The 14,711-nt window shown below is 72.2% G+C and carries 12 protein-coding genes and 1 tRNA gene; 10 read left to right on the top strand and 3 right to left on the bottom strand.

The annotated features are described in order from the left end of the window. Positions 1–14 precede the first annotated feature (14 nt). From ACZ60B_RS16890 to ACZ60B_RS16875, 4 genes are all read left to right on the top strand, one after another. Positions 15–977, top strand: coding sequence for a carbohydrate ABC transporter permease (locus ACZ60B_RS16890; protein ID WP_469387607.1), 963 nt, complete (start codon positions 15–17; stop codon positions 975–977). Next, on the top strand, positions 974–1,882 hold the full coding sequence (locus ACZ60B_RS16885; protein WP_469387604.1) for a carbohydrate ABC transporter permease: 909 nt from the start codon (positions 974–976) through the stop codon (positions 1,880–1,882). Before ACZ60B_RS16890 ends, ACZ60B_RS16885 begins: the two co-directional genes overlap by 4 nt. An 11-nt stretch (positions 1,883–1,893) precedes the next feature. Continuing rightward, positions 1,894–2,502, top strand: coding sequence for a hypothetical protein (locus ACZ60B_RS16880; protein WP_469387602.1), 609 nt, complete (start codon positions 1,894–1,896; stop codon positions 2,500–2,502). Between the two features lie 108 nt (positions 2,503–2,610). Then, positions 2,611–5,346 carry an exo-rhamnogalacturonan lyase family protein gene (locus tag ACZ60B_RS16875; protein ID WP_469387600.1) on the top strand — a complete coding sequence of 912 codons (2,736 nt, stop codon included), beginning with the start codon at positions 2,611–2,613 and terminating at the stop codon, positions 5,344–5,346. 21 nt (positions 5,347–5,367) lie between these two features. Here the strand turns inward: ACZ60B_RS16875 and ACZ60B_RS16870 are convergent, their stop codons facing one another. Then, entirely contained in the window at positions 5,368–7,797 is a 2,430-nt protein-coding gene (locus ACZ60B_RS16870; RefSeq protein ID WP_469387598.1) for an SCO7613 C-terminal domain-containing membrane protein, read from the bottom strand. Positions 7,798–7,900: 103 nt separating this feature from the next. Here ACZ60B_RS16870 and ACZ60B_RS16865 point away from each other — a divergent pair, with 103 nt between their 5' ends. Together ACZ60B_RS16865 and ACZ60B_RS16860 are read left to right on the top strand one after the other, a co-directional pair. After that, positions 7,901–8,347, top strand: a complete 447-nt coding sequence (locus ACZ60B_RS16865) for an SRPBCC family protein (protein WP_469387596.1) — start codon at positions 7,901–7,903, stop codon at positions 8,345–8,347. Positions 8,348–8,386: 39 nt separating this feature from the next. Beyond that, positions 8,387–8,458: transfer RNA gene (locus ACZ60B_RS16860), tRNA-Val, on the top strand. 103 nt (positions 8,459–8,561) lie between these two features. Here ACZ60B_RS16860 and ACZ60B_RS16855 read toward each other — a convergent pair. Beyond that, complete coding sequence (locus tag ACZ60B_RS16855) at positions 8,562–9,287, bottom strand: 3'-5' exonuclease (RefSeq protein WP_152888251.1); 726 nt, start codon at positions 9,285–9,287, stop codon at positions 8,562–8,564. A 168-nt stretch (positions 9,288–9,455) separates the two neighbouring features. Here ACZ60B_RS16855 and ACZ60B_RS16850 point away from each other — a divergent pair, with 168 nt between their 5' ends. The 3 genes from ACZ60B_RS16850 to thrS all read left to right on the top strand — a co-directional run bounded on the left by ACZ60B_RS16850 (position 9,456) and on the right by thrS (position 13,315). Next, positions 9,456–10,022, top strand: a complete 567-nt coding sequence (locus ACZ60B_RS16850) for a DUF4365 domain-containing protein (RefSeq protein WP_152888253.1) — start codon at positions 9,456–9,458, stop codon at positions 10,020–10,022. After that, positions 10,019–11,239: a hypothetical protein gene (locus ACZ60B_RS16845; RefSeq protein WP_469387593.1), complete on the top strand. Its 1,221-nt coding sequence runs from the start codon at positions 10,019–10,021 to the stop codon at positions 11,237–11,239. Before ACZ60B_RS16850 ends, ACZ60B_RS16845 begins: the two co-directional genes overlap by 4 nt. A gap of 99 nt (positions 11,240–11,338) precedes the next feature. After that, positions 11,339–13,315 (top strand): threonine--tRNA ligase, encoded by a 1,977-nt coding sequence (thrS, locus tag ACZ60B_RS16840; protein WP_469387591.1) that lies wholly within the window; start codon positions 11,339–11,341, stop codon positions 13,313–13,315. 35 nt (positions 13,316–13,350) lie between these two features. Here thrS and ACZ60B_RS16835 read toward each other — a convergent pair whose 3' ends face one another. Then, on the bottom strand, positions 13,351–14,028 hold the full coding sequence (locus ACZ60B_RS16835) for a potassium channel family protein (RefSeq protein ID WP_469387588.1): 678 nt from the start codon (positions 14,026–14,028) through the stop codon (positions 13,351–13,353). 67 nt (positions 14,029–14,095) lie between these two features. On the opposite strand from ACZ60B_RS16835, the gene ACZ60B_RS16830 reads away from it, so the two are divergent. Beyond that, positions 14,096–14,656 (top strand): HIT family protein, encoded by a 561-nt coding sequence (locus ACZ60B_RS16830; RefSeq protein ID WP_392622475.1) that lies wholly within the window; start codon positions 14,096–14,098, stop codon positions 14,654–14,656. The last annotated feature ends 55 nt before the right edge of the window (positions 14,657–14,711 follow it).

Here is a 14,711-nt window from a genome sequence, read left to right as displayed (position 1 = left end):
GATTGGGAACACCCGTGACGCTCGTCAAGGACGCCGTGCCGGCCCTGCGGAAGGTCCGCTCCGGAGCTCCCGCCGTACGCCGGCGGGGGCGCCGGGAGAATCTCGCCGGCTACCTGTTCATGTCCCCGTGGATCGCGGGCTTCCTGCTCCTGACCGCGGGCCCGATGGCCGCCTCGCTGTACTTCGCGTTCACCGACTACAACCTGTTCACCAGCCCCAGGTGGATCGGCTTCGGCAACTTCACGCGGATGTTCGACGATCCCCGGTGGCAGAAGTCGGTGGAGGTGACGGCCAAGTACGTCGTCATCGGCACCCCGCTGAAGCTGCTGCTGGCCCTCGGCGTCGCCCTGCTGCTCGCGCAGAGCAGGCGCGGCCAGGCCTTCTACCGGGCCGCGTTCTACGCCCCGTCCCTGATCGGGGCGAGCGTGTCCGTCGGCTTCGTATGGCGGGCGCTGTTCTCCGACGGTGCCGTCGTGGACCAGGGCATGTCGGTGTTCGGCGTCCATGTCGGCGGCTGGGTCGGCAACCCCGACTGGATCCTCTACTGCCTGGTCGCGCTCACGGTCTGGCAGTTCGGCGCCCCGATGGTCATCTTCCTGGCCGGTCTCAAGCAGGTGCCGAGGGAGCTGTACGAGGCGGCGGCGATGGACGGGGCCGGACCGCTGCGCCGGTTCTGGAACATCACCCTGCCGATGATCTCCCCCGTGCTGTTCTTCAACGTGCTGCTGGAGACCATCCACTCGTTCCAGATCTTCGGCTCCGCCTACGTCGTCTCCAACACCAGCTGCGGTCCGGCCGACGCCACCCTCGTCTACACCTGCTACCTCTACCAGCAGGGCTTCAAGAACGCGCAGATGGGCTTCGCCTCCGCGATGGCCTGGATGCTGCTGCTGGCCGTGGCCCTGGTGACGGCCGTCCTCTTCTGGTCGCAGAAGAAGTGGGTGCACTACGAGAACGACACGGAGGACACCCGATGAGCGCCACGGTCCCGCCGACCACCGCCCCGCCGGCCACCGCTCCCGTCGCGCACCGCCCGGCCGTGTCCCGCCGCCGGGCCGGCTCGCTGGTCTGGCACCTCGGCTCCCTGCTCGTCCTCGCCGCCGTGCTCTACCCCGTCCTGTGGGTGATCGGCGCGTCGTTCAAGCCGAGCAAGGACATCCTGGGCAGCCTGGAGCTCTTCCCGGCCGAGCCCGTCCTGGACAACTTCACCGGCCTCGCCGACGGCATAGCGGACGTCTCGATCTGGTCGTTCTTCCAGAACTCCCTCTTCTACGCGCTCGGCGCCGTGGCCGGTGTGCTGATCTCCTGCTCGCTGACCGCGTACGCCTTCGCCAAGATCAGGTTCGCGGGCCGGAACCTGCTGTTCACCCTGATGATCGGCACGCTGCTGCTGCCGTACCACGTGCTGCTCGTCCCGCAGTACGTGATGTTCCAGAAGATGGAGCTCATCAACACCTATGTGCCGCTGCTGCTGGGCAAGTACCTGGCCACGGAGGCGTTCTTCGTCTTCCTGATGGTGCAGTTCATGCGCAACCTGCCGAAGGAGCTCGACGAGGCGGCCCGGCTCGACGGCTGCGGCCATCTGCGGATCTACTGGTCGGTCGTGCTGCCGCTGTGCCGGCCGGCCCTCATCACCAGCGCGATCTTCACCTTCATCAACGCCTGGAACGACTTCATGGGCCCGCTGATCTACCTCAACGAGCCCGGCAAGTACACCGTCTCGCTGGGACTGACGATGTTCCGCGACTCCGACGGCCTCGCGTCCAACTACGGCGGGCTGATCGCGATGTCGCTGGTGGCACTGCTGCCGGTGCTGCTGTTCTTCCTCGCCTTCCAGCGGTACCTCATCGACGGTATGGCGACCTCCGGACTGAAGGGCTGAACGGTCCCACCATGGCCGAAGCACGGGTGAAGGCGCGCAAGGAGCCCGAGGAGTCCCCGCTCGCGGAGCGGTTCGGGGTGTTCGCCGAGTGTCTGCTCACCGGCGTGTGGATCGCGGTGGCCTCGCTGGGCGTGGTCACCGCCCCCGCCGCGTTCGCCGCCGGGGCGGGCCATCTGCGCCGCCGGGTCCGCCACGAGGGCGGCGGGCTCCGGGAGTTCGTGGCCGACTTCGGCGCGGCCCTGCCCGGCGGCGCGCTCGCCGGGCTGGTCTGGTGGGCGGCCACGGCGGCGGTCTGGGTCGACGTCCGGGCCTCGCGGGCCGGACTGCCCGGTGGACCGCTCGTCGGCGCGGTCGGCCTGGCCGCCCTGATCGGTCTCACCGTGACCGGGCTGCGCGCGGCGGCGGTGTGGACGCCGGGGGCGCGCTGGCGCTCGCTGGTGGCCGCGGCCGGCCGTCGTACGGTGCTCGACCCCGCCGGATCGTTCCTGATCGTCGGCGGACTGGCGGTGGTGGTCCTCTCCGGCCTGCTCACCGCACCACTCGCCGTACCCGTTCTCGGCGCGGTCGCGGGGGCGGCGGTCGCCGTGGAAGAGCGTCGCGAACGCCACCGGAACCACTGACGCACCACCGGCACCACGTACGTGCTGTCGGCGCCGCGCCCGTCGCGCCCTGCTCTGTCATGCCCCTGACCATCCCCTGCGTCCGCACGGCAAGGAAAGGCTGCATCCATGTCTCCCATTCCCCGCAGGTCCCTTCTGAAGGCGGCGGCCGTCGCCGGCGCCGCCGCCCAGTTCAGCTGGGCGCTCGGCAGCGGCACCGCCCAGGCCGCACCGACCGCGGCGGCGGCCGACGACGACCCGGTGACCCTGGACTGGCTGGAGGACGGCGGCCTCGGCGCCGCCCCCGGCTCCACCCTCGGCGTGCCCTGGCCCATGGGCACCTACCAGGAGGACCAGACCTTCGCGCTGACGGACGCCGACGGCCGGGCCGTCCCCGTCCAGTCCTGGCCGATCGCCTACTGGCCGGACGGCTCCCTGAAGTGGACCGCGCACGCGGTCGCCGAGGGGACCGGCAGGCTCACCCTCGCCGCCGGCACCCCCGCGCAGGCCGAGAAGAAGGTGACCGTCGACCGCAGCGGCGGCGCCGTCTCCGTGTCGACCGGGGTGATCACCGCGCGGATCGGCACCTCCGGGACGACGCTCATCAAGTCCGTCACCCGCGGCTCGACGGAGATCGCCGGCAACGGCCGCCTCGTACTGATCCGCCAGCCGGAGATCGAGGACGAGGACCAGGGCTCGGTGAAGACCGAGCGCTTCGAGAGCGTCATCGCCGAGGTGACCGTCGAGCAGGACGGCCCGGTCCGCGCGGTCGTGCGCATCGACGGCAAGCACCGCAAGGGCAGCCGCAGTTGGCTGCCGTTCTCGATCCGCCTCTACTTCTACGCGGGCGCCGACTCCTTCCGCATGGTGCACACCATCACCTACGACGGCACCCAGGAGCCCGGCAAGGCCGGTGGCGACTTCATCCGCGGCCTCGGCGTCCGCTTCACCGTGCCGATGCGGGACGCGGCCTACGACCGCCACATCCGCCTCGGCGGCGAGGGCACCGGCCTGCTGCGCGAGGCCGTCCAGGGCGTCACCGGACTGCGCCGCGACCCCGGAGCGGCCGTCCAGGCCGCCCAGTACGCCGGTCGGAAGCTGCCCGACCCGTCGACCTGGGACCAGCGGGTGACGACCCGGCTCCAGTACATCCCCGAGTGGGGCGACTACACGCTCTCCCAACTGTCCGCCGACGGCTTCACGGTCCGCAAGCGGACGAAGAAGGGCCACGGCTGGATCGGCGCGGGCGGCGGCCGGCGCGCCTCCGGGTTCGGCTACGTCGGCGGCGCGAGCGGCGGACTCTCCTTCGGCCTGCGCGACTTCTGGGAGAAGTACCCCGCCCAGCTCGACATCCGCGACGCCCGGACCGACGCGGCCGAGGTGACCGTCTGGCTCTGGTCGCCCGAGGCGCAGCCCATGGACCTGCGCTTCTACCACGACGGCATGGGCCAGGACACGTACGCGAAGCAGCTCGAAGGCCTCAACATCACCTACGAGGACTACGAGCCGGAGTTCGGCACCCCGTACGGCATCGCCCGCACCTCCGAACTCCTCTTCTGGGCCAACGAGTCGACCCCCACCCCCGAGCAACTCGCCGCCCAGGTCGAGGCGGTGCGCGTCCTGCCCCAGCTCGCCGCGCCGCCGAAGCAACTCATCAAGGCCAAGGTCTTCGGCCCCGGCCTCTACTCCGAGCCGGACCGCTCCACCCCGGCCAAGGCGAAGATCGAGGACCACCTCGACTTCCTCTTCACCTATTACAAGGACCAGGTGGAGATGCGCCGTTGGTACGGCTTCTGGGACTACGGCGACATCATGCACACCTACGACACGGTCCGGCACGTGTGGCGCTACGACGTCGGCGGCTACGCCTGGGACAACTCCGAGCTGTCGCCCGACCTCTGGCTCTGGTACGCCTACCTGCGCTCCGGCCGCTCCGACATCTTCCGCTTCGCCGAGGCCATGACCCGGCACACCGGCGAGGTCGACGTCTACCACCTCGGCCAGTGGGCCGGCCTCGGCACCCGGCACGGTGTGCAGCACTACGCCGACAGCGCCAAGCAGCAGCGCATCGCCAACACCACCTACCGGCGCTTCTACTACTTCCTCACCGCCGACGAGCGGGTGGGCGACCTCATGCACGCCAACGTCGACTCCGACGAGACGTTCCTCGTCCTCGACCCCAACCGCAAGGTCCGCACCGACACCTACACCCCCGACCGGCACGCCCTGTCCATCGGTTTCGGCACCGACTGGAGCGGCCTGGTCTCGGCCTGGCTCACCGAGTGGGAACGCAAGGGTCCCAAGTGGGAGAAGGCCAAGGCCCGCGTGCTGTCCACGATGGAGGGCATCGCCGCCCAGCCCAACGGCTTCGTCCAGGGCAGCGGCCTGTACGACCTGGACACCGGCAGGTTCGCCGTCGCCACCACGCCCGTCGTCGGCGTCTCCCACCTGTCGGCCGTCTTCGGCCTGAACGAACTGTGCGCCGAACTGATCCACCTCACCGACATACCGGCCTTCGACGCGGCCTACTACGACTACTGCCGCTACTTCAACGCCTCCAAGACCGAACAGGCGGCCCGGTACGGCACCGACTTCGGCACCCTGCTGCTCTTCCAGGGCCACTCCCGCCTCGACGCCTACGCCGCAGTCCAGACCGGCGACGCGGCACTCGCCCAGCGGGCCTGGGCGAAGTTCTACGGCTCCGACGGCTACACGGAGTCCTCACCGTGGAAGACGGAACAGCTCAGCGGCCCGGTCACCCTGGTCGCGGGCAGCGAGGCCGCCTGGGTGTCGAGCAACGACACCGCGCTCTACGGCCTCGCCGCCATCGAGAACCTGGCACTGCTCGGCGACCGGATGCCGTAACGGCCCCGGGTCCGGCCCCGGTCAGTCCATCTTCCCCAGCACCTCCCGCACCCGCCGGACGTCCCGGATCCGCCGCTCGTACGTCGCGCCGAGTGCGAGCAGCAGCAGGCCGGCGAGCGCGGGAGGCACCCAGCGGGGCAGCGCGCCGGCCATCTGGACCAGGTACGGGGCGAGTTCGTGCAGGCTGTCCAGGACGAGCGTCGCACCGCCCAGCACCAGCGGCGCCTTGAGCCGGTGCCGGGCGCCCGCCACGGTGACCAGCAGCGCGGCCGTGCCGAGCAGCAGCGGGCGCGGCCCCTGCGGGTCGCCCCAGACGGCGGCCAGGCTCGGCAGCAGCGTGGCGCCCAGCCCGGGCCCGTACGCCGTCCAGGAGGTGACGGACGGATCGCGGCGCCTGCGCAGGGTGCCCACGCACAGCGCCGGGAGGGTGACCGGCAGCGCGTACGCCTCCGGGGCGCCGACGCCCCAGGACGCCAGCCGCACCCAGGCGGCCAGGACGAACAGGACCGCCGCGGCATGGCCCACGGGACGGCGGTCGGCACGGAGCGCCGTGGCCGCGGCGATCACGCCGGTCAACGCCAGCACCAGGGCCAGGAACGCCGGCTCGGTGACGACCAGACCCACGGCGAGGAGCGCGGCGGCGGCGCCGGTGACCTCGACCGGCAGCCGCGCCCCGGAGGCACCGGGCCGGTCGGCGAGCAGGGCCGCGAGCACGGCCGCGGCCGCCGGGACCACGAGGACCAGCAGGGCCGTGCATCGCGTCGGCCAGCCCGCCGCCGCGCCGGCCGCGCAGGCCAGCGCGGCCGCGTGGACGAGCGCCGCCGGAGCGGTGACCGCGGTCGCCTCCCGGCGTCCCGAGGCCGCCGCGAACAGCACGGTCAGCACGCACAGCACGGCCGGCGTCGCGGTCTCGGTGGCGAGGGCCAGGAAGGCGAGCGAGAGCGAACCGGCCACGGCGAGGACCGTGGCGGTCAGGCGCGCCGGTGCGGACAGCCGTCCGGACGCCACGGCCGCCAGCGCGGCCGCCGTGACGGCACCCTGCGCCCACAGACCGGCGGCGTAGGGGAGGGCGAGGACCGCGGGCAGGGCGAAGGCCGTGCCCCAGACCAGGACCAGCGCGCCGGCCAGGGCGCGCGACCGCCGGGCCGCGTCCCGCGCCCGCACGGCCGGTACGGCCAGTACGACGGCGACCAGTGCCGGGGCGATCAGCAGCTGCGGCGCGTGCGCGGGCCACGGCAGGTCCGCCGTCACCGCGGCCCGGGCGTCCGCCGGGGTGCCCGACCAGACCCGCCCCGCCCAGCCGAGCGGACCCGCCACCGTGACGGCGACGAGCGGCAGTGCCGCGGCGAGCGCCACCCCCTGCACGGTGCCGGAGGCCCGCAGCAGGCCGACGCGCACCGGCTCGGGGAGGCGGCCGCGCGGCGCCGCCAGCAGTGCGACACCGCAGACCAGACAGGCGGGCACGGTCCAGCCGTCGGGCAGCGGCGCCCGCAGCAGGCCGCCGCCGGCCACCACCAGCAGCAGCCCGCCGACCGGCGCGGTCACCAGGGCGACCGACGGCAGGCGCGGCTTCCAGGCGGCCCCCAGCGCGATCGCCGCGGCGAGGCAGAGGAGCGCCGCCGCACGGGCGGCGGCGCCCGGACCGGTGGCCGTCCACGACAGCCAGCCGGCCGCCGAAGCGCCCCAGGCGCCCAGGCCGCACGCGCCGCCGACGGCGACGTACCGCACGGGCCGGGTGACCGCCCGCAGCGCCACGGCCGTGTCCGCCGCGGCCGTCACCAGGACCGCGGCCGTCACCCCGTACGCACCCGCGTCGACGGCGATCGCGCCCAGCAGCAGCGGGAGTTGGGCCGCGGCAAGGGCGGCGGGCAGGGGCAGGCGCAGGGCGTCCAGGGCCCGGCCGTACCCCGCCCAGAGCGCGGCCAGCACCGCCGACGCGAGCGCCGCGTACGCCGTGCCGTCGGTCCCCGTGAGACCGGCCTCGTGCAGCGCGTACGCGTCGAGCGCGGTCAGCGCCGCTCCCAGGCCCGCGACGGACTCGGCCGTCGAACGCAGACCGCGCCGCAGCAGCGCCACCGGCGCCGCCGACACGGCCAGCGTGAGCGCGCCCAGCACCGCACACCGCCCGGCCATCCCCAGGTGCCCCCAGCTCACCAGGGTGAACACCATCGCGGCCAGGGTGAGCAGCACACCGCCGAGCAGCAGCAGCGCGTTCTGCACCCCGGGGGCGGCGGCCTCCGGCCGGGTCGGCGCGACCGGCGGCCGCCCCGCGGAGCGCGGCGCCACCGGAGGGCGCCCGTCGGACCGCGGGGCGTCGGGTCGCGGATCCGGTGGCAGGACGGTCAGCAGCCAGGCGCGACGGGCCAGCAGCTGGGCCCGGCGGGCGTCCAGCCGCCACAGCTCGGCGTCGAGGAGGCGCAACTCCTCGGCGGGCGGCGGCACATGTGTCATGTTCAGGAGTGTGGTCCGCGCCACGCCGTACGGCATGAGCGTGGGTACTCAGGGCGTACTCAGATCCTGGGAGAAACCACCGGGGACCGGGCAGACTCCGGACATGGACTGGACCCACTACCGCTTCCGCAGCCGCTGGGCGCTGCCCGCGCCGCCCGCGACCGTCTTCGAGGCGCTGGAGCGGGCCGACCACTACCCCCGGTGGTGGCCGCAGGTCCGCGAGGTGACCCGGCTCGACGACAGCGCCGGCGTCATCCGCATCCGCTCGGTCCTGCCGTACGACATGACGTTCACGGCGCGCGAGGTGCGGTGCGACCCGGTGGCAGGCGTCCTGGAGATCGCGATGTCCGGCGACATCGAGGGCTGGGCGCGCTGGACGGTCACCGCGCACGGCGACGGCACCCTCGCGCACTACGCGCAGGAGGTGGCGGTGAACAAGCCGCTGCTCAGGCGGTTCGCCGTGCCGGGACGGCCGGTCTTCCGCGCCAACCACCGGCTGATGATGCGCGCCGGACGGCGCGGGCTCGCCGCCCATCTGCGCGCGGTTTGAACGAAGCCCGCAGTGCCCTGTATGGTTCAGTCCGTTCCCGGGCGATTAGCTCAGTGGGAGAGCGCTTCGTTCACACCGAAGAGGTCACTGGTTCGAACCCAGTATCGCCCACCGGGAAGGGCCGGTCCGTATCCGTACGGACCGGCCCTTTTGCATGCCGTCCCGATGTGGTCCCGATGCCGCCCCGACGCCGTTCGGACGCCGTGTGCCCCGCTCAGGCGGCGGCCGGCAGCTCCGGACGCAGCGGCCAGGCCTGGTCCACCACCTCCTCCGTGCCGCTGCGCGCGAACCAGGCCTGGAGACCGCGCGCCTGGGCCGCGTGCCAGCCCGTCTGGAGGGTGTGCAGCTCGGCGGGGGAGAGCCGCTCCAGCCGGGTCGCGAACCGGCGGCCGAGCGCCCGCACGACCTCCAGCGCGGCCAGCGCGTCCTCCGCCGCGTCGTGCGCGCCGTCCAGCGTCACGCCGTAGTGCGCGCACAGGTCGGTGAGCGTGCGCCGGCCCTTGCGGTAGCGGTCCAGATGCTTGTCCAGCACCCGTGGGTCCAGCACCCGCAACGGCGTCGCGTCGAACCAGCGGTCCAGCGACGAGGCGCGGTGCCGGCGCAGCTCGCGGTCCAGCAGGGTCAGATCGAACGGCGCGTTCATCACCACCAACGGCCGCCCAGCGGCGGCCTGTTCGGCCAGGTCCTCCGCTATCTCGTACATCACCGGCGCCGGCCAGCGGCCGTTGCGCTGAAGGTGATCCTCCGTCAGTCCGTGCACGGCCGTCGCCCCGGCGGGCACCGGCACGCCCGGATTCACCAGCCAGCGGCTCACCCGCGGCCGCATGCCCGGGGCGTCCTGGACGACGAGGGCGGCCGACACGATGCGGTCGGTCTCGACGTCCACGCCCGTTGTCTCGGTGTCGAACGCGGCCAGGGGCCCGTCGTACCAGTACGTCATAGGAACACAACTCCTCGTTCACCCACGGCAGGTGACGCACCTTCTTCTGCCTGTTTGGTGATACCCGGGCCGTTTGCGCCGTACGCCGGAAGGACACAACAGGAGTACGGGTCTTTGCAGTTCAGCGGCCCATCGTGGGGAAACCTTTGGCTTGGAAGGCTGTTGGTCATGGCTATCGCGCAGCCCGAGCGGGGCGGGCTGCTGCCCGAACGGACGGCACCCCATCGCGGCACACTCGCCACCACCGCCTGCATGGAGACATTGCAGGTGGGCTATCTGCACGCGGTCGCCGCGGCCGCGGGATGCTCGTTGTCCCAGCCCTTTCCGGACAACGGCATCGACTGGCACGTCAGTCACAGCGCGCCCGGACACACCGTCGACGACGAGGTCACCATCAAGGTGCAGCTCAAGTGCACCTACCAGATCCGGCCGAACCCACCGGGCCGCTTCTTCTCCTTCACGCTCGACAACGACCACCTGGCGAAGCTCGCCCGCACACCCGTCTCGGTGCACAAGATCCTGGTCGTGATGCTCGTGCCCAGATCCCAGGACGACTGGCTGCGCGCCAGCCACGACCGCCTGGACCTGCGGCACTGCTGCTACTGGGTCAACCTGGCGGGAGTGCCCGTCACCGGACGGCACCGCACCACCGTGCGGATCCCGACCTCACGCATCTTCGACGACCGGGCGCTGTGCGAGATCATGACGCGGGTCGGGACGGGAGGCAGACCATGACGCATCGCCCGCTCGAAGGGACCCTGCGCCCTGTGCGGCCGCACCCCGAGGCCCCCTGGGAGAGCCCGCCCGCACCCGGCGAGGTGGACCCGGCCGTGCTCGGCGCCCTGCTGCGCCGGCACGGCTGGCAGCGCCGCGGCGGCGCCGCCGGACGGTACGGGCGCTGGACCCCGCCCGGCCAGGGCGGCGCGGGCACCAGCCTGCTGGTGCCCGAGAGCCGCGCCTTCCCCGACAGCGACGACCTGCTGAGCGAGGCGCTCATCGCGCTCGCCCGCAGCGGTACGCCCTCCGCGCGCGAGGTGCTGGTCGGGCTCGCCGTGCCCAGCGACGAGATCCGCTGGTGGCGGGACGTGCCCAGCGGGCCCGCCGGGGCCACGTCCTGGAGCGTGCAGGAGCAGCTCCGCTCCGGCGCCCGCCAGATGCTGCTGGCCTGCGCGCTCGCCACCCGCGCCCGGGCCGGCTACTACGGGGCCCGGCACCGGCGCTCGGCCGCCGCGCTGCTGGAGAGCGTCCTCGTCGGCTCGGCCGCCGCCGAGGGCGGCAGCCTGACCGCGTTCGTGCCCGTCGCCGTCGCGCGCCCGCTCGCCGTCCGGCTGCACCAGGCGCTTTACGCGGCCCGGGAGGCCATCGACTACCAGCGCGCCACCGGCGGGATGGACGCCTTCGACGGAGCCGTCGAGGCGGGCGTCAGCCGTGAGCTCACCGAGGCACTGATCATCCTGGTGCGCGGCGCCGAGGGCGCCCGGATCGCCGTCGACTGGGCGCCGGCGGCCGGGGTGCCCGAGGACTGCGCGGCCGGGGTCGAGCCCGTCGAGTTCTCACCCGGCGACCTGCCGGTGCTGCGCGAGGCCGGGGCACGCTATCTGCGCGAGGAACCGTCCGTACCGGTGCGCATCACCGGCACCGTGGAGCGGATGCGCAGGTCCGGACCCCGCGGCGAGGGAGCCGTACGGCTGCGGGTGATCGCCGGCGCCGAGGTCCCGCACGTCCGGCTGACCCTGGACGAGGAGGACTACCGCATCGCCGGACAGGCCCACCTGGTCGGACTGCCGGTGCGGGTGCACGGGCGGCTGGAGAGCCGGGGCGGTTTCCGCAGGCTCACCGGCGCCGGCGGGGTCGTACCGGTGCAGGTGGACGAGGCGGAGCGGGACCGGCTGATGAAGTCGCTCCAGGAGAACCTGGACTTCTTCGAGGAGGCGTGCGCGGGCGAGGACTGAAGGTAACCGTTTCGCGGTGGGCGGGTCGGGGTCGGTACGATCCCAGTCATGCGCGCGCTCCCGTACGGCGCCGCACCCACCTTCAGTCAGGAGAGACCGGTGTCAGACGTCCGCGTGATCATCCAGCGCGATTCCGAGCGGGAAGAACGCGTGGTGACGACGGGCACCACTGCCGCCGACCTCTTCGCCGGCGAGCGCTCGATCGTCGCCGCGCGTGTGGGCGGCGAGCTCAAGGACCTCGCCTACGCGGTCCAGGACGGCGAGACCGTCGAGGGTGTCGAGATCTCCTCCGAGGACGGTCTGAACATCCTGCGTCACTCCACCGCGCACGTGATGGCCCAGGCCGTGCAGGAGCTCTTCCCCGAGGCCAAGCTGGGCATCGGCCCGCCGGTCCGGGACGGCTTCTACTACGACTTCGACGTCGAGAGGCCCTTCACCCCCGAGGACCTCAAGGCCATCGAGAAGAAGATGCAGGAGATCCAGCGGCGCGGGCAGCGCTTCTCCCGCCGGGTCGTCACCGACGAGGACGCCCGCGAGGAGCTCGCGGCCGAGCCGTACAAGCTGGAGCTCATCGGCATCAAGGGTTCCGCGTCCACGGACGACGGCGCGGACGTCGAGGTGGGCGGCGGCGAGCTGACCATCTACGACAACCTCGACGCCAAGACCGGCGAGCTGTGCTGGAAGGACCTCTGCCGCGGTCCCCACCTGCCCACCACCCGCAACATCCCGGCGTTCAAGCTGATGCGCAACGCGGCCGCCTACTGGCGCGGCAGCGAGAAGAACCCCATGCTCCAGCGCATCTACGGCACCGCCTGGCCCTCCAAGGAGGAGCTGAAGGCGCACCTCGACTTCCTCGTCGAGGCCGAGAAGCGCGACCACCGCAAGCTGGGCAGCGAGCTGGACCTGTTCTCCATCCCGGAGCAGATCGGCTCCGGCCTCGCCGTCTTCCACCCCAAGGGCGGCATCATCCGCCGGGTCATGGAGGACTACTCGCGCCGCCGGCACGAGGAGGAGGGCTACGAGTTCGTCTACACCCCGCACGCCACCAAGGGGAAGCTCTTCGAGACCTCGGGCCACCTGGACTGGTACGCCGAGGGCATGTACCCCCCCATGCAGCTCGACGAGGGCGTGGACTACTACCTCAAGCCCATGAACTGCCCGATGCACAACCTGATCTTCGACGCGCGCGGCCGTTCGTACCGTGAGCTCCCGCTGCGCCTGTTCGAGTTCGGCACCGTGTACCGGTACGAGAAGTCGGGCGTCGTGCACGGTCTGACCCGTGCCCGCGGCTTCACCCAGGACGACGCGCACATCTACTGCACCAAGGAGCAGATGGCGGACGAGCTCGACAGGACGCTCACCTTCGTCCTCAACCTGCTCCGCGACTACGGCCTGACCGACTTCTACCTGGAGCTGTCCACCAAGGACCCGGAGAAGTTCGTCGGTTCGGACGAGGTCTGGGAGGAGGCCACCGAGACGCTCCGCCAGGTGGCCGAGAAGCAGGGCATCCCGCTGGTCCCGGACCCGGGCGGCGCCGCGTTCTACGGCCCGAAGATCTCCGTGCAGGTCAAGGACGCGATCGGCCGGACCTGGCAGATGTCGACCGTGCAGCTCGACTTCAACCTGCCCGAGCGCTTCGACCTGGAGTACACCGGTCCCGACGGCTCCAAGCAGCGTCCGGTCATGATCCACCGGGCCCTGTTCGGCTCCATCGAGCGGTTCTTCGCGGTGCTCCTGGAGCACTACGCGGGCGCCTTCCCGGCCTGGCTCGCCCCCGTCCAGGCGGTCGGCATCCCGATCGGCGACGCGCACATCGAGTACCTGGAGAAGTTCACGGCGGCGGCCAAGGCCAAGGGTCTGCGCGTCGAGGTGGACTCGTCCTCCGACCGCATGCAGAAGAAGATCCGCAACGCCCAGAAGCAGAAGGTGCCCTTCATGGTCATCGCGGGCGACGAGGACATGTCGGCCGGGTCGGTCTCCTTCCGCTACCGCGACGGCTCGCAGGAGAACGGCATCCCGTTCGACGAGGCCATCGCGAAGATCGCGAAGGTCGTCGAGGAGCGGACGCAGGTCTGACACCGCGGACGGACGCGGGTCTGGTCCCGCGGACCTCAAGGGCCCCCGGAGCGATCACCGCTCCGGGGGCCCTCGGTTTCGTCCGGGCGGGCGAACACCTGGAGCAGCCAGGAGGAGAACGAGCCGGTGACCGCGCCGAGCAGGGCCAGACCACAGGCCATCATGCCCACCGCGATCGTCCGCCCCAGCGGGGTCACCGGCGCGACGTCCCCGTAGCCGACGGTCGACAGGGTGGCGGCGGCCCACCAGACCGAGTCGCCGAACGTCTTGATCGTGGCGTCCGGGACGCCGCGCTCCTGCTGGAGCACGGCGAGCGAGCCCGAGAAGCCGAGCAGCACGGCCGACAGGCTCGCGTACGCCATCACCCGAAGGGGCAACGGGAGCCGCGGCTGCCCGTGCCGGTGCTGGACGGCGTCGTACACCTTGACGACGCGCAGCGGCCGCAGCAGCGGCAGGAGCACCACCATCGTGTCCAGCAGGTGCCGGTGGACGAAGCCCAGGCGCCGGCCGCTGAGCCACCAGCGCACCAGGTAGTCACCGATGAACAGGGCCCAGGTCGCGCCGGTCACCGTCAGACAGAGCGCATGCCAGAACTCTGCCAGCCCCTGGCCCAGCACATGGACCGCGTACGAGGCCAGGAAGAGCAGCGATGCCAGCGCGAGCGGGAACTCCGTGCGGTGCTCCCAGCGCAGCATGCGGTCGTCGTCGTCCATCGGCCCAGCTTCGCCCGCGACTCCTTTGCCCGAACCCCGCCGACACGCTGCGAACGGGCGAAGCCATATGCTGCCTTGCATGACGAGTGAGCCGGAACAGCAGATCGGAGTGGGGACGCAGGACGCGTTCCAGCGTCTGTGGACGCCCCACCGGATGGCCTACATCCAGGGGGAGAACAAGCCGACCGGTCCGGGGGCCGAGGACGGCTGCCCCTTCTGCGCGATACCGGCCAAGTCCGACGAGGACGGGCTGGTCGTCAAGCGGGGAGAGCACGTGTACGCGGTGCTGAACCTCTACCCGTACAACGGCGGCCACCTGATGACCGTGCCCTACCGTCATGTCGCCGACTACACGGACCTGACCGGCGCGGAGACCGTCGAGCTCGCCGAGCTGACCAAGCAGGCCATGGCGGCGCTGCGTGCCGCGTCCGGCGCGCAGGGTTTCAACATCGGCATGAACCAGGGCGCGGTGGCGGGCGCGGGCATTGCCGCCCACCTCCACCAGCACATCGTCCCCCGCTGGGGCGGCGACACGAACTTCATGCCGGTCGTCGGTCACACCCGGGTGCTGCCGCAGCTCCTCGCGGACACCCGCAAGATGCTGGCGGAGGCCTGGCCCACGGCCTGACGCGACCGCGACCGCGAACCGACACCGCCTTCGTGCGGGCCGCCGGGGCCCGTGC

The sequence above is a fragment of the Streptomyces sp. NPDC104096 genome, assembly GCF_055584385.1.
This window is presented reverse-complemented; position numbering and strand designations above follow the sequence as displayed.